The following is a 20,302-nucleotide window of genomic DNA, read 5'->3' as shown; positions in this document are numbered from 1 at the left end:
CTCCCCCGTCGATCGGGGGAGAGGTGTCGAGCGAAGCTCGACGGAGTGGGGGTCGACCAGCGCAAAGGGGGAAGGAAGATGCGGCGCTACACCGGCCGGTAGACACGTTCCGCCGTGTTCCAGAAGATATCGGCCTCCTCCGCCGCGCCATGCTTTGCCACTGCCGCGCGGTGCGCTCTGATCAGTTCGGCGTGGCTGGTCCACAGCTTTTCTATCGGGAAGTTCGAGCCGAACATCAGGTGGTCGCTACCGAGGATTTCGATCGCATTGTCGACGATGTAGGCAATCAGCGCCGGGTCGTTGCGGTGGACGAATGTGCCGAGGCCAGAGAGCTTGGCGTAAAAGTTCGGCGCTGCCGACAGCGTGCGCAGGCCGGCTTTCCAGGCTTCGGTGGTTTCCGGCTCCATGCCGGTCAGCATGCCGGCATGGGTGAGGATGAAACTGGTCTGAGGGTTTTCGCCGACCAGCGCCAGGCCGTCCTTCATCTGGGCGGGAAAGAGTTGCAGGTCGAAGGACAGGCCGTAGTCCTTCAGCCGCGCCACGTTCTTCCGCACCTTGGGGTCGATGACCTGGTCGGCCGAGGCGGCGAAGCGAAAGGCCGGCGTCTCGTGCCAATGGAGTTGCATGCGCACGCCGCGCAGCAGTTTGTATTTCATCAGCCTGTCGATCTGGGGCCTGACATCGTCAACGGTCATGTCGGCATAGCCGACAATGGCGTGCGGCCAGCCGGTTTCGTCCGATGTCTTCTGCAGGAAGGCGACTTCCTTCTCGAAATCCTCCCTGGCCCAGTTGGTCTGGACATAGACGGCCTTCTCGACGCCGGAGCCTTTCTGGTCCTCGAGGAATTCCGTGATCGGATAGTCGCGGCGGATCGGCTCGTAGGGGCCGAAGATGCGCGGCACCATCGGCCCGACCAGCCAGGGCTGGTCCTTCTGGCGCCAGATGTGGAAATGCGCGTCGATGGCTTTCTGCATCACGATACCCTTTTCCAGATGGTGGCGGCCGCGGGCGCGGGGCGGGCCAGCGACAGGATGAACTCGGTGAGGCTTTCCATGGACGAACCGTCGACGAGGTCGTCGAGCGAAGGCAGGATGGCTTTGAGCGCTGCCGTCGCCGGGCGGAAACGCGGGTCGCCGGCAAGCGGCGTCGCCAGCGAGAGGCGGAAAGCGCGGGCGCTGAACCGGCGCATGGCGATCTCCAGCTCCTCATGGCCGCCGCGCTCGAGAGCGTCCGACAGGATGACGACCGCCGCGCCGCGCGCGAAGGCGGAAAAGCGCGGCACCGAGAGAAAGGCAAGCAGTGTCGGCCCCATGCGGGTGCCGCCGTCCCAGTCGTCCACCTGCGCGGCCGCCCGGGCCAGCGCCTGGCTGCGGTCCCGGATGCGCAATGCCGTCGTGATCCGCGTCAGCCGCGTGCCGAAGGTGAAGATTTCCGTGCGGCCGGCGCCTTGCACGCATGCATGCGCGAGCTTCAGATAGTCCGCCGTATGCAGCTTCATCGAGCCGGAGACATCGATGAGCACAAGCAGCTTGCGCGGCACGGTCTGGCGGCGGCGCAGCAAAGGCGAGGGGACATCGCCGTCGGCGCTGACGATTTCGCGCAGCGAGCGGCGCAGGTCGAGCCTGCCGCGCGAAGGGGTGCGCACGGTGCGGAAGGAACGGCGCGCGGGCAGGGCGCAGGAGAGCTTGCGGCGGAGGGCGGCCAGCCCGTCATCGTCGCGCTGGAAATCGCGCGTGCTCAGCTGTTCGACCGCAGACGACAGTTCCCCACCTTTTTCCTGGCGCGTGGTTTGGTTCTCCTCCTGACGGGCGCTGTGATCGTCCTTGATCCGGGTCTCCTCGTCCTCTTCGCCTTCAATCACGACCGAAGCGTTGCCGTAGAAATGGCTCTGGAAATGCGCTTCGAATTCGCCCCGGCGATCGGGTGGTGGGGCAAGTGTGGCAAGGGCGGCCTCACGGATATCGGCCATGGAGCGGGGCCCGAGGAGTGTTACTGCCTGCATGAAGCCGGTGACTTGTTCGGGAGCGATGGCGAAGCCGTGGCGGCGCAGCAGGCGAGCGAAGCCGAGAAATGGAGCGGCGGCGGGAGGCAGGTTTTCGGAAGGCCTCATTCCTTCGCACCTCCCTCTGTCCTGCCGGACATCTCCCCCGCAAGCGGTGAGATTAGGAGTTCGGATGGCGGCAGCATCCTTTCGACGCTGGTAATTGGCGAAAGCCGGGATGACAGCTGATCTCCCCCCTTGCGGGGGAGATGGCCGGCAGGCCAGAGAGGGGTGCTGTCCCGCCAGCGTTTCCGGCTCACCCCAGCGCCTCCTCGACAATCCGGCCGAGTTCCGGTGCGATGTAGGACAGGTCCTCCTCGTCCTTGATCAGAACGCCGATGGCGCGGCGGAAGGCTTCCGGCCAGGGGCTGCCGCCTTTTTCGAGAATGGTCGCGGCATTGGCCCATTCGACCGCCTCGGCAATGCCGGGCGGCTTGGCGAGCGGGCGGGCGCGGATCGTCTGAACCGCCGAAGCCACGGCGCGCGCGGTGGCCTCGGCCACGTCGCCGGCGCGAAGCATGATGATCTCGGCCTCGCGCCCGGCGTCGGGATAGCCGATCCAGTGGTAGACGCAGCGGCGGCGCAGCGCCTCGGCAAGCTCGCGCGTGCGGTTCGAGGTGAGGATGACGATCGGCTGCGCGGCGGCGCGAATGGTGCCTCGCTCGGGAATGCTGATCTGGAAATCGGAGAGGAATTCCAGAAGCAGCGCCTCGAACTCATGGTCGGAGCGATCGATTTCGTCGACCAGCAGCACGCGCTGCTCCGGCGCTTTCAGAACCTGCAGCAAAGGGCGGGCGATCAGGAAGCGGTCGTCGTAGATGTCGACCTCCTGTTCGCCGGCGTGGCGAATGGCGAGCAGTTGCCGCTGGTAGTTCCATTCGTAGAGCGCGTGCGCGGCGTCGATGCCTTCATAGCATTGCAGGCGCACCAGATCGCGGCCGAGCAATTCGGCGATTGCCTTGGCGGCTTCGGTCTTGCCGACGCCCGGCGCGCCTTCGAGCAGCAGCGGCTTGCCCAGCCGGATCGCCAGGAAGATGGCGGTGGCCAGGCTGTCGTCGGCCAGATAGCGCGCGGCGGCGAGATGCGACGCCACCGCTACCGGCGAGGTCGCGACAGTCTCTGCTTTCACCTCGGGCATGTCAGTTTGCCGCTTGCGCCTTGAGCGCGCGCAAAATGCGCTCCGGCGTGATCGGCAACGTGTCGATGCGCACGCCGACGGCGTCGAAGACGGCATTGGCGACCGCCGGTATCTGCGGATTGGCGCACATTTCGCCCGGCCCCTTGGCGCCGTAGGGCCCATCCGCCGACGGCCTCTCCAGCACAATGATCTCGGTCTCGGCGAGGTCGCCGGGACCGGGCATCAGATACTGGTTGAAGTCCGTGCCGCCATGGTCGCGGTTGGGGTAGTAGGGCTCGGTCGTCTCATAGAGCGCGTGGCTGATGCCCATCCAGGAGCCGCCGACCAGTTGCTGCTCGACCATTTTCGGGTTCAGCGCCCGGCCGATCTCGAAGACGTTCTTGACCGTCAAGACCGTGACTTCGCCGGTCTCGTCGTCGACCTCGACCTCGGCCACCGTGCAGGCATGGGCGTAGCAGGTGGACGGCTTCATCGCGCCGGTTTCCTTCTCGGGATAGGAGCGCGGGATCAGGAACATGCCGCGCCCGGAGATCGAGCGGCCGCGCTTGAAATGCGCCGACAAGGCGACATCGAAGATCGAGATCGATTTCTGCGGCGCGCCCTTGACCAGGATGTTGCCCTGGCCATCAGTTTCGAGGTCGGAAGCATTCACTTCCAGCTCTTCCGCGGCCACCTCCAGCATCACCTGACGAGCTTCCTTGGCGGCCTGGATCACGGCATTGCCGGCGCGGTGCGTGCCGCGCGAGGCAAACGTGCCCATGCAATGCGGGCCGGTGTCGGTGTCGGCGGTGTCGACGACGACGTGGTCGGTCGGCACGCCGATCGTCTCGGCGCAGATCTGCGCCATGATCTGCTTCATGCCTTGGCCGAGATCGACGGACGAGAGCGTGACCATGAAGTTGCCGGTCGGCGTCGAATGCACCAGCGCCTGGGTCGGGTCGCCGCCAAGGTTCATGCCGGTGGGATAGTTGATCGCGGCGACGCCGCGTCCGCGCCGGATCGCCATCTCAAGCTCCCTTCTTGTAGGAGGACATCGCCATGAACTTTTCCGCCACCGGCCAGTTGGCGGCGCGCGAGGCTTCCTGCATGCACTCGATGAGTGCTGCCCCTTCCGTCGGCTGGCGATGCGCCTTCATGTCGCCGTCGCGGTAGGCGTTGATGAAGCGGAATTCGAGCGGGTCCATGCCGATCAGCCGCGCCAGCTTGTCCATCTGCACCTCCAGCGCGAAGTCGCCGATGGTGACGCCGAAGCCGCGCATGGCGGAGGAGGGGGTGCGGTTGGTGTAGACGCAGTAGGTGTCGATCCAGACGTTGGGGATGGTGTAGGGGCCGGGATAGTGCCCGGCGCCCTTCTGCGCGCCATAGGGCGAGTGGCGGGAATAGGCGCCGGCATCGGTGTAGCCGGTGACCTTGCGGGCGACGATGCGGCCGTCCTTCATGACGCCGTCCTTGATGACAACCTTTTCGGCGGCGCGCGGCGAGGAGATTTGCATCTCCTCCTCGCGGCTGTAGATGAAGGAGACCGGGCGGCCGGTGAGCTTGGCGCCGAGGATGGCGATCGGCTCGACGATGACATCGACCTTGCCGCCGAAACCGCCGCCGACCGTGCCGCCGACGAAATGCAGCTTCGAGCCCGGCATCTGCAGGATGATCGAGGTGTTGTCGAGGGTGAAGAACATCGCCTGCGTGTTGGTGTAGCAGGTGAAGCGGTCGTTGCCCTCGGGCATCACCACGCAGCCGGTCGTTTCGGTCGGCGCGTGTTCGATCGGCGAGGACTGGTAGCTCTGCTCCAGCACATGGTCGGCTTCGGCGAAGCCTGCCTCGACATCGCCGAAGCGCACCTTGCGGCATTCGCCGCTGTCATAGAGATAGTAGTTCTGCCCGTGATATTCGTTGACGATCGGCGCGCCGGGTTTCAGCGCTTCCTCCATGTCGAAGACGGCCGGCAGCACTTCGTAGTCGACCTTGACCTTGGCGGCCGCCTCCTGTGCGGCCCGCTCCGTCTCGGCCAGCACCGCCACCACCGCCTCGCCCTTCCAGCGGACCTTGCCGTCGGCCAGCACCGTCTCGTCCTCCGGGCCGATCTGGATCAGGATGAGGATGGTGTAGACATTGTGCGGCACGTCCCTGGCGGTCAGCACGCGGACCACGCCCGGATGCTTCTCGGCTTCGGAGGTGTCGATCGAGCGGATGCGGGCGTGATGGTGCGGGCTGCGCACCATCTTCAGATGCAGCATGCCGGGGAAGTTGTGGTCGGCAAAGTACGCAGTCTTGCCGGTGACGTGGCCGGGCGAATCCGAACGCGGCCTCGGCTGGCCGATCTCGTGCAGATCGTCCTTGCGGACATCGGCGAAGTAGCTCTTGCGCAGTTCCATTCTGTCGTTCCTCAGGCCGCGTTCTGCGAATTGGCGCGGGCGGCGGTGAGCACCGCCTGGATGATCGGCTCGTAACCGGTGCAGCGGCAGATATTGCCCGACAGCGCCTCGACGACGTCCTCCCGGCTCGGATTGGGCGTATGGTCGAGCAGCACCTTGGCGGCCATGATCATGCCCGGCGTGCAGAAGCCGCATTGCGTGGCGAAAGTATCGAGGAAGGCGCGCTGCAGTGGATGCAGCACGCCGCCTTCGGCAAGCCCCGATGTGGTGGTGATGGCCACGCCATTGCAGGTTTCGGCCAGCGTCAGGCAGGAGAGCCTGAGTTCGCCGTCGACGATGACGGAGCAGGCGCCGCACGTGCCTTGCTGGCAGCCGCCTTTCGGCGAGGTGTCGCCGATCTTGTCGCGCAGGGTGTTGAGCAGCGTGGTGCCGCTCTCGACGAACTCGGCCTTTTCAGAGCCGTTGAGTGTGAACTGGACCGGGACCTTCGCCATGTTTCCTCCCTTGCGCGCCTGCCCGAAGGATCGGACAGACGCGCGCCCCCCGACGGATGTTTCAGCCCAGCAGCAGCCGGCCGAGATGGACCGGCAGCACTTCGGCGCGATACCAGGCGCTGGCGATCGGATCGGTGATGGGCGCGATGCCTTCGCCGACCGCGGCCAATGCCGACGCGATGCCATCCGGATCGAGCGTCTTGCCAAACAGTGCGTTTTCCGCGGCCCTGGCGCGCACCGGTCGGTCGGCCATGCAGCCGAGCGCTATCCGCGCCGAGGAGACGGTGCCATTGCCTGCGTGCTCCAGAACGACGGCGATGCTCAGCACGGAGACGCCCTTGGGCTTGATCCGGGACACTTTCAGGAAACGGAAGCTGTCACCTTTCGGAAGCGCGAAGCGCACGTATGTGACGATGGCGCGGCTGTTGTCCCTGTCCGCCAGGAAGGTCTCGATCGGCAATTCGGCGTCACCGGTGCCGACTGCTGCATCGAGCGCCAGCAAGGCAACGGCGAAATCGCCATAAGGCGCCGGCGCGAACAGATTGCCGCCGACGGTCGCCATGTTGCGGATGGCCGGGCCGCCAACGGCACGCGCGGCCCTGGCGAGGGCGCCGAGGTCGGGATGGCCGGCGATCGCCGCCATGGTCACGGAGGCGCCGATGCTGACCTTGCCGTCATTGATCTCGATGGCCGACAGCGCCGGATCGGTCGACCTGACAAGGCCGGAGACCGAGACATCGCCTTCATTGGCCGCGCGGACCACGAGTGTCCCGCCGCCGAGATAGCGGGTGCCGGCCGCCTTCAGCGCCGCGTTGGCGTCCTTCACGGTCGCGAAAGTCTGCAGGGCCAGCGCCATCGCCCGCTCCCTCAGCCCTGGCTGGCGAAATGGTCCTTCAGGGCGTTGAAGCCACCCTGGAAGACGTTGGCGCCCATGCCGGCGGCGATCTTGTCGGCTTCCTCAGGCGCCGCGTCGAAGCTGGCGCTCCATTCGGCATAGGTGCGGTCTCCGTCAGTAACGCGCCTGAGCTGCAGCGTCGCCTTGTGGTTGGTGAGCGGCTGCGGCGTTTCCAGGATGGAATAACTGACGAGGAAATTGGCGTCGGAGAAATCGACCAGCTTTTCGCGCAGGCGCGCGCCGCTGGCGAGCTGGAAGTTGCGCACGCAGCCGATGGTGGCGGCATCCTTGCCGTCCTCGATATGGCTCTCCACCATGCGCGGGTGCCAGCCCGGCAGGCCGTTGAAGTCGCGTATGCGCGCCCACACCTTTTCGACCGGCGCGTCGATGACGCTGGAGATGGTGACGTTGGCCATAGGATGTTCCCTCGCGAATGGTCGTTGAGGCAAGGGTAGGGCGAGGGCCGCGACGGCGCTTATCAATGCGTCTTGGACGTGTATCAAGGAGTCTGAAAAACAGGCAGGGTCAGGCAGTGGCCCGCGCGGCTTCGCGGTAGAGCGTCGGCGGCACGCCGACATGGTCGCGGAAGAAGCGCGAGAAATTGCCCTGCGTGGTGAAGCCGAGATTGCAGGCGACCGAGATCAGCGGCTCCTGCGACCATTGCAGCTGCCGCACCGCTTCCTCCATGCGCAGCGTGTTCCAGTAGACGTTGGGCGTCAGATTGGTCTGTTCCTTGAACAGGGCGAAGAAATGCGGACGCGACAGGCCGACGCTGCGCGCCACATCGTCGAAGGAAATACGCTCGCAGACATTGGCCTTCATCAGCTGGATCGCCTTGCGGACGCGGAAATCCTGCATGGTGTTGATGCGCATGCGGCCTTCCTGCGGCGCCGAGGCATCGGCGGCGTCGAGCACGCTATCGATGAAGCGCTCGATCTCGTAATTGGCGACATCGTCGACGCTTTCGTTGTCGCTCAGATGGTCGAGCAGGCTGGCGGCTGCTTCGTGCAGCCATGGCTCGAGCGTGATCGCGGCCTGCGAAAACAGCGGCGCGGAGGAGGGCAGGTCGCGGCGGCGCCGCGCCCAGTCGGGATCGATGTAGAAGGCCAGGAACAGGCCCGGCCTGCCGTCCTGCGACAGGACGTGGCTGTGCGGCTGGAGCGAGTTGATTCCGGCGGCGGTGCATGGCCCCAGCCGGACCGTCTCGCGGCCGATGGTCATCTCGCCGGCGGTGCCTTCCAGCCAGATGATCAGATGGGCTTCGACATGGGCATGGGTGACGAAGTCGCTCGCGACATTCAGGACAGAAACATGTCCGAACCGGCCCCAGTAGAGCCTGATCGCTTCCGTCATGGGCATATCCTCCCGCGGACGACTGGCCTCCCTTCGCCCGCACCGCCGATTTTGCGGCCCAGTCCGGGGCGCGTCAAGGCGCGGGGCCGGGGGAGGCGTCAGGCGTGCGGCGTGGCGGCGGATTTTCAGACTGAGCGATAGGAACCAAAGTGAATAGCGCTTTGGCCTTTTCCTTCTCCCCTTGTGGGAGAAGGTGGATCGGCGCGCAGCGCCGAGACGGTTGAGGGGTGTTCCAGCGGGAGTGAGGCGTTGGTGTTTTCTGGAGCACCCCTCATCCGACCTCGCTTCGCGAGGCCACCTTCTCCCACAAGGGGAGAAGGAGAGGCGCTTCGATATCAGTCGCTGCGCCTGAAGTTGCGGATGCGGTCGAACAGCACGGCCATCAGGATGGCGCCGCCGATGAAGGTGCCTTGCCAGAAGGCGTTGATACCGAGCAGGCCGAGGCTGTTGCGGATCACTTCGATGAGCGCGGCGCCGACGATCGCGCCAAAGGCGGTGCCGACGCCGCCGGCCAGGTTGGCGCCGCCGATGACGGTGGCGGCGATCACCTGCAGTTCCATGCCGGTGCCGAGATTGGTGGTGACGGCGCCCAGCCACCCGGTCTGGATGATGCCGGCAATGCCGGCCGACAGCGCCGAGATCATGTAGACGGCGACCTTGATCTGCTTCACGGGCACGCCGGTCAGCGTCGCCGCGTGCTCGTTGCCGCCAATGGCGAAGATATGGCGGCCGAACTTGGTCCAGCGCAGGATGAAGCCGGTGATCAGCGCCAGGATAATCATGTAGAGCACCGGATTGGCGATGCCGAATACCCAGGCGCCGCCGCCGAGCGCGAGCAGCTTCTGGTGATCCGGTCCGAACTGGAACACGACCGTGTTGTTGGACGCGACCATGGCCAGGCTGCGGGCGATCGACAGCATGCCGAGCGTCACCACAAAAGGCGGAAAGCCGAGATAAGCGATCAGCACGCCGTTGAAGGCGCCGATGGCGAGCGCGGTGAGGATCGAGGCCAGGATGCCGATCTCGATCGAATAGCCGGCATGCATGGTGACGGCCAGCACCATGGACGACAGGCACAGCACCGACCCCACCGACAGGTCGATGCCGCCAGTGATGATGACGAAGGTCATGCCGAGCGCCACGATGGCGACGAAGGTGACGTTGCGGGTGATGTTGTAGAGGTTCTTCGACGTGGCGAAGGCATCGGTGGCGAACGACAGGAAGATGCAGGCCAGGATGACGGCGATCACCACCCAGAAGGTCTGGCTGGAGAACATCCGCGACAGAAAAGTGTGCTGCTTCTGCGCGATCGTCTGGTCAAGTGTGACTGCCATTATCGACCTTTCCTGCCGGCGCGATGTGCCGGGGTGGTGAAATCCGGATATCCCGCCGTCATGCCGCCTGCTCGATGGCGCCGGTGATCAGCCCGGTGACTTCCTCGGGCGAACTCGCCGCGATCTTCTTGTCGGCGACCTTCCTGCCGCGCCGCATGACGATGACGCGATCGGCCACGTCGAAGACGTCTGGCATGCGGTGGCTGATCAGCACGACCGCGATGCCCTGGTCGCGCAAATGGCGGATGAGGTTCAGGACTTCGGCGACCTGCCGGACCGAAATCGCCGCCGTCGGTTCGTCCATCAGCACGATCTTGGCCTGCGACAGCATGGTGCGCGCGATCGCCACCGCCTGGCGCTGGCCGCCCGACATCTGCTTGACCAGGTCGCGCGGGCGGGTCTCGGATTTCAGTTCGGCGAAGAGCTGGCCGGCGCGCTTGTACATGGCGGCATAGTCGAGGATGCGGAACGGGCCGACACCGCGCCGCAATTCGCGGCCGAGATAGACATTGGCGGCGGCGGTCAGATTGTTGCACAGCGCCAGGTCCTGGTGGACGATCTCGATGCCGTGCTGGCGCGCTTCGGCAGGCTTGTGCAGGATCAATTCGCGATCGTCCAGGCGCATCGTGCCATGGCTCGGCCGGAAATTGCCGGCGATCATCTTCACAAGCGTCGACTTGCCGGCGCCGTTGTCGCCCATCAGGCCGACGACCTGTCCGGGGTCGATCGACAGCGAGACATCGTTGACCGCCTGGATGGCGCCGAAATGCTTCGAGATGTTGGTGAGTTCGAGAACCGCCACCAGACTGTTGCCTCCCCATGCCTCGCCATCCGCCCGCGGAGCGGCGACGGTCTGCTTTCGCTCTCCCCAGCTCCTCCCGGAAACAGCGACCCCGTCATTTACGCAAATGGCCGCGCGGGCGTCAATTGTCGAACAGGCAATTGTCAGACGAATAGTGAAGTGTTGTTTTGAAAAATCCGTTTTGTAGGACAAATTGCAATTGACGTTGACGGCTGGCCGTTATTAGCTGAGTGCCGGAGGAAGTCATGCCGGTCGATGAAGCCGTGGCTAGCGGCGTGGCCGGCTGGAGGTCATCGGTCGTGCCGGCGCTGCCGGTCGGTCGCATCTGCAAATGCTTGTCGGCCCAGCCTGGCGGTACGAACGTTCGTCCTGCCATTTTCGCATCCGGGTCGATTTGTGTGGCGGGCACGCCGTGTCCGTCTGTTTCCAAGGGAGGACTGATATGAGGAAAACAGTTTTGCTCGCCGCCGTCGCCGCCATGGCGCTGGGCGCCGGGCCGGCTCTGGCCAAGAAGCAGCTCGTCATCGTGGTGAAAGGTCTCGACAATCCGTTCTTTGAGGCCATCCACCAGGGCTGCGAGAAGTGGAACAAGGAAAACGCCAGCTCGGAATATGAATGCTTCTACACCGGCCCGGCGTCGACATCGGACGAGGCCGGCGAGGCGCAGATCCTTCAGGATATTCTGAGCAAGCCGGACACGGCGGCGGTGGCGATTTCGCCGTCGAACGCGCCGCTGATCGCGCAGACGCTGAAGAGCGCCAATCCGACGATCCCGATCATGACGGTGGACGCCGACCTCGCCAAGGAGGACGCGGCGCTGCGCAAGACCTATCTCGGTACCGACAACTACCTGATGGGCAAGAAGATCGGCGAATACATCAAGAAGGCCAAGCCGAACGGCGGCACGATCTGCACCATCGAAGGCAACCCGGCTGCCGACAACATCCTGCGCCGCGCGCAGGGCATGCGTGACGCCCTGACGGGCAAGGAAGGCCTCGCCGCGCTTGCCGGCGAAGGCGGCTGGACCGAAGTCGCCGGCTGCCCGGTGTTCACCAATGACGACGGCGCCAAGGGCGTGCAGGCGATGACCGACATCCTCGCCGCCAATCCCAAGCTCGATGCGTTCGGCATCATGGGCGGCTGGCCGCTGTTCGGCGCGCCGCAGCCCTATCGCGACCTGGTCGGACCGCTGAAGGACCGGCTGGCCAAGAACGACTTCGTCATCGGCGCCGCCGACACGATCGGCGACGAGGTGGCGATTGCCAGGGACGGCCTCGTCACCGCATTGGTCGGCCAGCGGCCCTTCGAGATGGGCTACAAGGCGCCCTCGGTGATGATCGACCTGATCACGGGCAAGAAGGTCGACGATCCGGTCTTCACCGGTCTCGACGAGTGCACCAAGGATACGGTCGACACCTGTATCCAGAAATAGCCTTTCGACGCGGGGCGCCCGGCTGACGGGCGCCCCGTCAACTCCTGAGCGGGACGCCATGGCAAGGGGCAACAGGCTCCGGCCTTGTCGCGTCCATGGTTTGGGTCTTCGGCGACGGGATGGGCGCGCCACGCTGGTTCGGGGCTCCCGGGCCAAAGGCAGCCGGCCTATTGGAACGTGGATGCCGCAAGAGAAGGCAGAGAGAAAAGCCGGCCGGGCCAAGGCGAAAGCCAGCCGCGATCCGGCTGTCATGCGCAGGACGGACGCGGCGCACTTTTCCGGTTCCAGCGTGCACGCGTCGCTGGCCAGCGAGATCGGGCTGCGGATCGTTCGCGGCGACTATCCGCCCGGCAGCATTCTTCCCAACGAGGCCAAATGGGCCGAGATTTTCAATGTCAGCCGCTCGGCGGTGCGCGAGGCGACCAAGATGCTGATGGCGAAGAGCCTGCTGGCCTCGCGCCCCAAGATCGGCAGCTGGGTCGAGCCGAAGGAGCGCTGGAACCTGCTCGACCGCGACGTGCTTTCCTGGTACGCGACCGCTCCCGACCGCGAGGCCTTCCTGCGCACCGTGCAGGAGTTTCGCCACATCATCGAACCGGAAGCCTCGGCCTTCGCTGCCATACGGCGCAGCGACGAGCAGATGGCCGAGATCAGCCTGGCCTGCCGCGAGATGGGCGAGGCGGCGAACCTGCCCGACCGCATCCGCGCCGACACGCGCTTCCATCTCGCCATCCTGCGCGCCTCGGGCAACGACCTTCTGGTGCCGCTCGGCGTGCTGATCGAGTCGGCGCTCGACCATCTCTTCGTCTTCACGACACAGCAGGTCGGCGACCAAGGGCGGGCGCAGAAGCTGCACGAGGCGATCGAGAGGAACATTCGCCTGCAGCGCCCGGCGGCGGCGCGCAGTGCGGTGCACAGGCTGCTCGCCGACACCGATGAGGGAATTGGGAGCCGGCGGCGCTAGTTTCATCCGTGAGGCTGCGCCCTTCTTGCAACGACGATGATTGGCGAAAGCATCGGCGAGAGCGTCTTTCTCCCCGTCACTATACGGGGAGAAATGTCCGGCAGGACAATGAGGGGCGGCGCTGACGTGCGCTCATGATGCGAGACCATGCACTGCCCTGTGTTTTCTATCCGGTTCGCCGGCGGGGCGTCAGACGGATTGCACTGGCCATGCCCGCTCGATCACTCGTAGCGTTGGCGCTGCCCCTCATCGCCCTGCCGGGCCCTTCTCCCCGTATAGTGACGGGGAGAAGGGGCTGGCCGCGATGCTGGCGTCCATCTTGCCACGCTGCCAACCGGTGAAACCATCGGTGGGAGCGTCTCAAATCGTCTGCTTCTTGCCGTCCTTCGTCGGCATCAGGTCGACGCCATTGACCTTGGCGATATGCGTGGCCAGCATCGGCACGAACTGTTCGGCCGGGCCGGTGGCGTGGGCGCCGGCAAAGGAATTCTTGGTGGCGTTGCCGAGCGGGTTGGCGATGCCGGCGGCACCGGCCATGGATTCCAGATAGGTCAGGTCCTTGAAGGCGTTGGCGATGGTGAATTTGTGGGCGTCGCGGTCGCCTTCCAGCGTCCAGCGCATGAAGGTCTGGTAGAAGGGGCAATCCATGCGGCCGTTGCGGATGACGCTGTCGAAACGCGGCGGCGAGATGCCGACCTTTTCAGCCAGCGCCAGCGCTTCGGAGTAGAGCGCGGCATAGCCCAGCGAGATGAAATTGTTGAGCAGCTTCATGCGGTGGCCGTCGCCGGTGTCACCAATGTGGACGATGCGGCCGGCCCAGGTGTCGATCACCGGCTTCACCCGGGCAAAGATGGCATCGGGGGCGCCGACCATGGCGTCGAGCGTACCCTCCCAGGCCTCCTTGGGCGTCCGGCTCAGCGGCGCGTCGACATAGTCGATGCCAAGCGCCTTGAGTTCGGCCGCCAGCGCCACGGTCGAGACCGGATCGGAGGTCGAGCAGTCGACGACGACGGAGCCCTTCTTCAAACCTTCCTTGAGTCCGCCGGGGCCCCGAATGATGGCCTCCACTTCGCGAGAGCCGGTAACGCAGATGAAGACGATATCGGAAGCCGCCGCGACGGCGGCCGAGGTCGACGCCTCCGTGGCGCCCCGGCTGGCCAGGTCCTCCGCCGGTTTGCGGTTCTTGCGGCCGAGGAAGGTCAGGGCATAGCCCTTGTCGACGATGTTCTTTGCGATGCCGTGCCCCATCAGGCCGAGGCCGATGAAGCCGATCTTCTCGCTTGCGGCGGTGGTTGTCATGCTTTGCGTCCTGTTTTCAAATTATCGATAATCCCACCGCTGTTTAAGCGTATGCGGTTGCGGAAAGCAATATTGTCTGACAATACACATAAAACCCGTTGGGAATTTTGTGGAGACCGGAATGACGAAGCGGATCATGTTCACCGGCGGCAGCGGCAAGGCCGGACGCCATGTCGTGCAATATCTCGTGGAGCAGGGCTGCCAGGTCCTCAACATCGACACCAAGCCGCTCGACAATCCCAAGGTGCGCACGCTGATCACCGACATCACCGACAGCGGGCAGGTGTTCAACGCGCTGTCGAGCTATATGGGCCTGCACGAGTTCGACCCGTCGCTGCGCCCGCAGCCGGTCGACGCAGTGGTGCATTTCGCCGCCATCCCGCGCATCATGATCACGCCTGACAACGAGGTGTTCCGCATCAATGCGATGGGCACCTACAACGTCATCGAAGCCGCGGTGAAACTCGGCATCCGCAAGGTGATCGTCGCCTCCAGCGAAACGACCTATGGCCTGGTCTTCGCCAACGAGCCGCGCGACCCCCGATACTTCCCGCTCGACGAGGACTATGACGTCGATCCGATGGACAGCTATGCCTTGTCCAAGGTCGTCAACGAGAAGACGGCGCGCGCCTTCGCGCAGCGCAACGGCACGGATATCTACGCGCTTCGCATCGGCAATGTCATCGAGCCGCACGAATATTCGCTGTTCCCGAAATGGTTCGCCGACCCCGGTTTCCGCAAGCGCATCGCCTGGAGCTACATCGATGCCCGCGACTTGGGACAAATCACGATGCGCGGCATCGAGAAGGACGGGCTGGGCTACCAGGTGTTCAACGCCGCCAATGACGACACGTCGTCCGACCTGCCGACGGCGGAACTCCTGAAGCGGTTTTATCCCGGCGTGCCGGTCAAGGCGGAACTCGGCGAATACGAGACGCTGCTGTCCAACCGCAAAGCGCGCGACATGCTCGGCTTCCGTCCGCAACATAGCTGGCGCAAATACGTCAAGACAGCCTGAGCGGGCATGCGAGCCGGGTTGGGCTGTGTATAGCGGCAGGCTTTGCTGCCCAACCGCGGGGTGGCGCTTGACAGCTTCCGCAAACCGGCCTTTGTGAAGCGTATGCGGGACGCGAAGCCGAACAAGGAAAAATCGCCGAAAAAGCCGGCAGCCGCCGATCGCCCGGTTGGTGTACGCCGGCCCGATGCGGCGCGCATTCCCGGCGCGAGCGTCCATACTTCGCTGGCGAGCGAGATCGGGCTGCGGATCGTTCGCGGCGACTATCCGCCCGGCACCATCCTGCCCAACGAGGCCAAATGGTCGGAAACCTTCAGCGTCAGCCGTTCGGCGGTGCGCGAGGCGATCAAGATGCTGATGGCCAAGAGCCTACTGGCCTCACGCCCCAAAATCGGCAGCTGGGTGGAGCCGAAGGAACGCTGGAACCTGCTCGACCGCGACGTGCTTGCCTGGTACGCGACGTCGCCGGACCGCGAAGTGTTCCTGAAGACGGTGCAGGAATTCCGCCACATCATCGAGCCGGAGGCGACGGCCTTCGCCGCGATGCGCCGCACCGACGAGCAGATGGCCGAGATCAGCCAGGCCTGCCGCGAAATGGGCGAGGCGGCCAGCCTGCAGGAGCGCACCCGCGCCGATACGCGCTTTCACCTCGCCATCCTGCGCGCTTCGGGCAACGACCTTCTGGTGCCGCTTGGCGTGCTGATCGAATCCGCCTTCGATCATCTTTTCACCTACACGACGCGGGCGGTCGACGATCTCAATCATGCGCAGAAGCTGCATGAGGCGATCGAGAAGAACATCCGCCTGCAGAGGCCCGACGCGGCGCGCGCGGCCGTGCGCAAGCTGCTCGCCAACACGGACGGCGTCATCCGCTCACGGTAGCAATTTCAGGAAAGCTTTAGCGCCCCCTTGGGGATTGAGGATCTGTCCGGCCCCAATGTGGTCCGGTGCCGGCTCAGCCTTTGCCCATGGCGATCGATTTCGTGAAAGCCGCCGCCAGTCCCTTCGCCACCGCTTCGTCGAAACCGGCGTCGCGCATGGTCTCGATGGCGGCGGCGGTGGTGCCGCGATAGTCGAGGAAGGCTTCCACGGTGTCGGCGGGCGAAGCATCCCGCAATTCCAGCAACCGGCCGGTGCCCGTCAGGACCGCGTTGACGGCACGCCGCGCGACATCGGGCGGCAGGCCGAAGCGAACCGCGTCGCGCAGCATCGCGTCCGCCAGCAGGGCAGGGAAGGCCGGCCCCGAGCCGGTAAGGCCGGTGAGATAGTCGATGTCGCGCTCGCTTGCGACCTCGTCCTGGACGCCGCAAGCATCGAAGATCGCGCGCACTATGGCGCGGTCCGCCCCTGATGTCCCGCTGCTCGCGATCCACGGCGTGTAGGACTTTGCCACATCCGCCGCCGCGTTCGGCAGCGAGCGCACCACGCGGTCGGTGGCATGCCTTTCTGCGATTTCGGCAAGGCGGATGCCGGCCATGACCGAAATCACCAGCTTGCCGCCGGCATCGATGGCGAGAGAGGGCCAATCCTCAGGCCGGACCGACAGCAGGATGACATCGCAGCGCTCAGTGAGCGCCTGGTTGTCGTCGGTCCAGAAGGCGCCGGGAAAGCGCTGCGGTTTCGTGCGCCGATACGAAAGCGTGATATCCCGCGCCTGCACGACGCCCGCCGCAAGGGCCGCGCCGGCAATGGCGCCGCCCAGCCAGCCAGCGCCGCCGACAATGCCGAAGCGGATCGAAGCGTTCATATGTGTGCCTCCGTTTTCGCAGTCAGGGTGCGCAAGATGACGGCCCTTGTCCAGCGCGCCAGGAAACCGGCGCGGGCCAAGTCAGTTCAATTCGCTGTCTTCTCAAAAAATCCGTGAGGCCGTGTCGGATCGGCCGGGCACCGCCCGTCCTTGGGACATCGATCACAAAGCACGAAGGAATGTGAAAAATGCCAAGCACCATACACCTGCATCGCGTCCTGACGACCAGCCCGCAGAAGGTCTACCGGGCGTTTCTCGAGGCCGATGCGCTGGCCAAATGGCTGCCGCCCAACGGCTTCACCTGCACGGTTCATCACTTGGAAGGCAAGGTCGGCGGGAGCTTCAAGATGTCGTTCCGCAACTTCACCACCGGCGACAGCCATGCGTTTGGCGGCGAATATGTCGAACTCGTTCCGGGTGAACTCCTGCGCTACACCGACAGGTTCGACGATCCCAATCTGCCAGGCCAGATCGAGGTGACCGTAACGTTGAAGAAAGTGTCCGTCGGCACCGAAGTGAACATCACCCAGGCCGGCATTCCGGACGCCATTCCTGCGGAGGCCTGCTATCTCGGCTGGCAGGAATCGCTGCGCAATCTGGCCAAGCTCGCAGAACCCGAGATCAACCAGTAAGACGCCGGCCGGTTCGAAGAGGGCGGTCAGCCGATCGCCTTCGCCCGAACGTGGCGCTGCGTTCGTCCTTCGCATCCCTGAGCACCTTTTTGCAAGGCGCCGGCAGTTTCTGCCGGCGCCTCTGCCGGTTTGCCTGCGGCTCGCTCTGGAGCCACGGATTTGCCTGCCGTGGCGCTGCTATGAACCGGCAATGAGCCGATAGTGGCCAAAACGGCGGCCGATTATCGAGACCACCGGCAGGAAACGCCTTTGACCCGAACCGATATCGGCCGGCAAAACCCCGGCATCGACAGCTCCTACGCCTGGATGCGGCTGGCCATCTCGATGCTGCTGGCAACGATCGGCGCGGTCGGCATGTGGGCCGTCGTCGTGGTGCTGCCGGCCGTGCAGGCCGAGTTCGGCGTCGACCGCGCCGCCGCCTCCATGCCCTATACCGCGACCATGGTGGGCTTCGCCGCCGGCAACGTGCTGGTCGGCCGCGCCATCGACCGCATGGGTTACTGGATCCCGGCGCTGGTCTCTTCGATCGCGCTCTCCGCCGGGCTTCTGCTGGCGGCGCTGTCGACATCGATCCTGCAGTTCACGCTTGCCCAGGGGGTGCTGATCGGCCTCGGCACGTCGGTGATCTTCGGACCGCTGATCGCCGACATCTCGCATTGGTTCAACCGCCGGCGCGGCGTCGCGGTCACGGGAGCGGCTGCCGGCAACTATCTCGCCGGCGCGTTCTGGCCGACCATCATGCCGAAGCTGATCGAGGCGGAAGGCTGGCGCTTCACCTATGCCGCCATAGGCATTTTCTGCCTGGTCACCATGGTGCCACTGGTGCTGCTGTTGCGGCGGCGTGCGCCGGACGCGGCGGCGGCCGGCTCGCCGGGAAGCCGTCCGGTACAGCCGATCGCGATGTCGCCGGCAGCGCTGCAGACGCTGCTGGTCGTCGCTGGCCTCGGCTGCTGCGTGGCGATGTCGATGCCGCAGGTGCATATCGTGGCCTACTGCATGGATCTCGGCTACGGCATGGCGCACGGCGCCGACATGCTGTCCATCATGATGGCGGCGGGTGTCGTCAGCCGGATTGCCTCGGGTTTTGTCGCCGACCGCATCGGCGGTGTGAAAACCTTGATCATCGGCTCGGTGCTGCAATGCCTGTCGTTGCTGTTCTACATCCCGTTCGACGGGCTCGCCTCGCTCTACGTCGTGTCGCTGGTGTTCGGCCTGTCGCAAGGCGGCATCGTGCCCTGCTATGCGATCATCGTGCGCGAATACCTGCCCGCCAAGGAGGCCGGCCAGCGCATCGGCATCGTCATGATGGCGACGATCTTCGGCATGGCGATCGGCGGCTGGATGTCCGGCTGGATCTATGACCTGACCGGCTCCTATGCCGCCGCCTTCCTCAACGGCATCGCCTGGAACCTCCTGAACATACTGGCGATCGGCCTGTTCATGTGGAAGGCGAGGCACCGGGCCGTCGCGGCCGCCTGAGTCAGGGACGGCCTTCAGCCGCTCGGCTTGACAACGGGCAGGCGCTGCGCGACCCCAGAGGCTTGGGGGTGCGGCAACAGGCGGGCGGGATGGCAACAGCTGGGATCATCGTATTGCGGGCGCGCTTCGGTCACGAGGCGTGGGGGGCAACGTCTTGACCAAGCCGCGCTCGCGCCGGGGCGGCGGCCGGCCGACCATTGCCGATGTCGCGCGCAAGGCCGGCGTCGGCGCCATCACCGTGTCGCGTGCCCTGCGCGAGCCCGGGCGGGTCTCGGAGGATTTGCGGCGGCAGATCCAGGCGGCGGTGGACGAACTCGGTTACGTGCCCGATCCCAATGCCCGCGCGCTCGCCTCGGCGCGGGCCGAGGTCTTCGGAGTGCTGGTGCCCTCGCTGACCAACAATGTCTTCGCGGAGGTGGTGCGCGGCATCTACGACAATCTTTCCGACAGTCCGTTCCGCATCCAGCTTGGCCACACGCATTATTCCGGCATGGAAGAAGAGCGGCTGCTGCAACTGTTCGGATCGCAGCGGCCTGCCGCGCTGATCGTGGCGGGAATAGACCAGACGGCCACCTCGCGACGCCTGTTGGAAAACGCCGGCTGCCCGGTGGTGCAGATCATGGAGACCTGTCCCGACCCGGTAGACATGCTGGTCGGCTTCTCGCATTTCGACAGCGGCAGGGCGGCCACCCGGCATCTCCTGGAGGTCGGATACCGCAAGATCGGATTTATCGGCGCCCGGATGGATCCGCGATCGCAGCGTCGGCTTGCGGGCTATCGCGCGGCGATGGAGGCCGCTGGTTTGTTCGACCCGCGCCTGATCACGACCACGCCAATGCTGTCCAGTGTTTCGCTGGGCCGCGAGTTGCTGCGAGACGCACTGGCCAAGATGCCGACACTCGACGGCGTCTTCTGCAACAATGACGATATCGCGCTCGGCGTCTTGTTCGAGTGCCACCGCGCTTCGATCGACGTGCCCAGGCAGATCGGCATCGTCGGCTTCAACGATCTCGACATGATGCAGGTGTCGTTCCCCTCGATCACCAGCATCCGCACCCACCGCTACGAGATCGGCCGCCGCGCGGTGGCCATGGCGCTGGCCGCGATTGGCGGCAACAGGCCGGTCGAGCGGATCGTCGATCTCGGCTTCGAGCTCATGCGGCGCGAAAGCACCGCACGTTGAAACACGCAGAGGCGACTGTGCGAATGCCGGTTTACAGCCGGCTGTGGTAGCGCTACCAACATTGCGCAAGGCACAAATCCGGCAGGGATACGCGGCTGTTTATTATACATAAGCAACAG

The 20,302-nt window shown here is 65.1% G+C and carries 21 protein-coding genes; 7 read left to right on the top strand and 14 right to left on the bottom strand.

The genetic code is table 11. From position 1 onward, the window contains the following. Window positions 1–86: 86 nt before the first annotated feature. The 12 genes from FFS37_RS16660 to FFS37_RS16600 form a co-directional block, all read right to left on the bottom strand. Window positions 87–974, bottom strand: a complete 888-nt coding sequence (locus tag FFS37_RS16660; protein WP_171026302.1) for an amidohydrolase family protein — start codon at window positions 972–974, stop codon at window positions 87–89. After that, complete coding sequence (locus FFS37_RS16655; protein ID WP_137932038.1) at window positions 974–2,110, bottom strand: vWA domain-containing protein; 1,137 nt, start codon at window positions 2,108–2,110, stop codon at window positions 974–976. The genes FFS37_RS16660 and FFS37_RS16655 overlap by 1 nt, the downstream gene beginning before the upstream one ends. Before the next feature lie 187 nt (window positions 2,111–2,297). Then, window positions 2,298–3,179 carry an AAA family ATPase gene (locus FFS37_RS16645; protein ID WP_137932036.1) on the bottom strand — a complete coding sequence of 294 codons (882 nt, stop codon included), beginning with the start codon at window positions 3,177–3,179 and terminating at the stop codon, window positions 2,298–2,300. 1 nt (window position 3,180) lies between these two features. After that, entirely contained in the window at window positions 3,181–4,185 is a 1,005-nt protein-coding gene (locus tag FFS37_RS36465) for a xanthine dehydrogenase family protein molybdopterin-binding subunit (RefSeq protein ID WP_137932035.1), read from the bottom strand. Between the two features lies 1 nt (window position 4,186). Further along, window positions 4,187–5,554, bottom strand: coding sequence for a xanthine dehydrogenase family protein molybdopterin-binding subunit (locus FFS37_RS36460; RefSeq protein ID WP_137932034.1), 1,368 nt, complete (start codon window positions 5,552–5,554; stop codon window positions 4,187–4,189). An 11-nt stretch (window positions 5,555–5,565) separates the two neighbouring features. Further along, complete coding sequence (locus FFS37_RS16630; RefSeq protein WP_137932033.1) at window positions 5,566–6,048, bottom strand: (2Fe-2S)-binding protein; 483 nt, start codon at window positions 6,046–6,048, stop codon at window positions 5,566–5,568. A 61-nt stretch (window positions 6,049–6,109) separates the two neighbouring features. Then, window positions 6,110–6,904: an FAD binding domain-containing protein gene (locus FFS37_RS16625; protein ID WP_137932032.1), complete on the bottom strand. Its 795-nt coding sequence runs from the start codon at window positions 6,902–6,904 to the stop codon at window positions 6,110–6,112. Between the two features lie 11 nt (window positions 6,905–6,915). Continuing rightward, entirely contained in the window at window positions 6,916–7,359 is a 444-nt protein-coding gene (locus FFS37_RS16620; RefSeq protein ID WP_137932031.1) for an SRPBCC family protein, read from the bottom strand. 109 nt (window positions 7,360–7,468) lie between these two features. Continuing rightward, entirely contained in the window at window positions 7,469–8,296 is an 828-nt protein-coding gene (locus FFS37_RS16615) for an AraC family transcriptional regulator (protein WP_137932030.1), read from the bottom strand. 335 nt (window positions 8,297–8,631) lie between these two features. After that, window positions 8,632–9,630 carry an ABC transporter permease gene (locus FFS37_RS16610; RefSeq protein ID WP_137932029.1) on the bottom strand — a complete coding sequence of 333 codons (999 nt, stop codon included), beginning with the start codon at window positions 9,628–9,630 and terminating at the stop codon, window positions 8,632–8,634. A 58-nt stretch (window positions 9,631–9,688) separates the two neighbouring features. Then, window positions 9,689–10,432, bottom strand: a complete 744-nt coding sequence (locus FFS37_RS16605) for an ATP-binding cassette domain-containing protein (protein ID WP_137932028.1) — start codon at window positions 10,430–10,432, stop codon at window positions 9,689–9,691. A 121-nt stretch (window positions 10,433–10,553) separates the two neighbouring features. Continuing rightward, window positions 10,554–10,808: a hypothetical protein gene (locus FFS37_RS16600; protein WP_137932027.1), complete on the bottom strand. Its 255-nt coding sequence runs from the start codon at window positions 10,806–10,808 to the stop codon at window positions 10,554–10,556. Window positions 10,809–10,874: 66 nt separating this feature from the next. Here FFS37_RS16600 and FFS37_RS16595 point away from each other — a divergent pair, with 66 nt between their 5' ends. After that, a complete protein-coding gene (locus FFS37_RS16595) occupies window positions 10,875–11,864 on the top strand; it encodes a sugar-binding protein (protein ID WP_137932026.1) in 990 nt (329 codons plus the stop codon). Between the two features lie 181 nt (window positions 11,865–12,045). Further along, window positions 12,046–12,828, top strand: coding sequence for a FadR/GntR family transcriptional regulator (locus tag FFS37_RS16590; RefSeq protein ID WP_137932025.1), 783 nt, complete (start codon window positions 12,046–12,048; stop codon window positions 12,826–12,828). 360 nt (window positions 12,829–13,188) lie between these two features. Here FFS37_RS16590 and FFS37_RS16585 read toward each other — a convergent pair whose 3' ends face one another. After that, the gene (locus FFS37_RS16585; protein ID WP_137932024.1) at window positions 13,189–14,127 is read right to left on the bottom strand and encodes an NAD(P)-dependent oxidoreductase; all 939 of its coding nucleotides are present in this window, start codon (window positions 14,125–14,127) and stop codon (window positions 13,189–13,191) included. A 121-nt stretch (window positions 14,128–14,248) separates the two neighbouring features. Here FFS37_RS16585 and FFS37_RS16580 point away from each other — a divergent pair, with 121 nt between their 5' ends. Further along, entirely contained in the window at window positions 14,249–15,145 is an 897-nt protein-coding gene (locus FFS37_RS16580; RefSeq protein WP_137932023.1) for an NAD-dependent epimerase/dehydratase family protein, read from the top strand. A gap of 102 nt (window positions 15,146–15,247) precedes the next feature. Further along, complete coding sequence (locus FFS37_RS16575; protein WP_137932022.1) at window positions 15,248–16,024, top strand: FadR/GntR family transcriptional regulator; 777 nt, start codon at window positions 15,248–15,250, stop codon at window positions 16,022–16,024. A 73-nt stretch (window positions 16,025–16,097) separates the two neighbouring features. On the opposite strand, the gene FFS37_RS16570 is transcribed toward FFS37_RS16575, so the two are convergent. After that, window positions 16,098–16,889, bottom strand: coding sequence for a pyrroline-5-carboxylate reductase family protein (locus tag FFS37_RS16570; RefSeq protein WP_137932021.1), 792 nt, complete (start codon window positions 16,887–16,889; stop codon window positions 16,098–16,100). Between the two features lie 188 nt (window positions 16,890–17,077). Here FFS37_RS16570 and FFS37_RS16565 point away from each other — a divergent pair, with 188 nt between their 5' ends. The 3 genes from FFS37_RS16565 to gntR all read left to right on the top strand — a co-directional run bounded on the left by FFS37_RS16565 (window position 17,078) and on the right by gntR (window position 20,183). Continuing rightward, the gene (locus FFS37_RS16565) at window positions 17,078–17,521 is read left to right on the top strand and encodes an SRPBCC family protein (protein ID WP_137932020.1); all 444 of its coding nucleotides are present in this window, start codon (window positions 17,078–17,080) and stop codon (window positions 17,519–17,521) included. A 306-nt stretch (window positions 17,522–17,827) separates the two neighbouring features. Then, entirely contained in the window at window positions 17,828–19,000 is a 1,173-nt protein-coding gene (locus FFS37_RS16560) for an MFS transporter (protein WP_408631439.1), read from the top strand. A 154-nt stretch (window positions 19,001–19,154) separates the two neighbouring features. After that, window positions 19,155–20,183, top strand: coding sequence for an HTH-type transcriptional regulator GntR (gntR, locus tag FFS37_RS16555; RefSeq protein WP_137932018.1), 1,029 nt, complete (start codon window positions 19,155–19,157; stop codon window positions 20,181–20,183). Window positions 20,184–20,302 lie beyond the last annotated feature (119 nt).

The organism is Mesorhizobium comanense, assembly GCF_005503535.1.
GTDB classification, from domain to species: domain Bacteria; phylum Pseudomonadota; class Alphaproteobacteria; order Rhizobiales; family Rhizobiaceae; genus Mesorhizobium; species Mesorhizobium comanense.
Note: the sequence above shows the minus strand (reverse complement) of the source record. Positions and strands in the feature narration are given on the sequence as shown.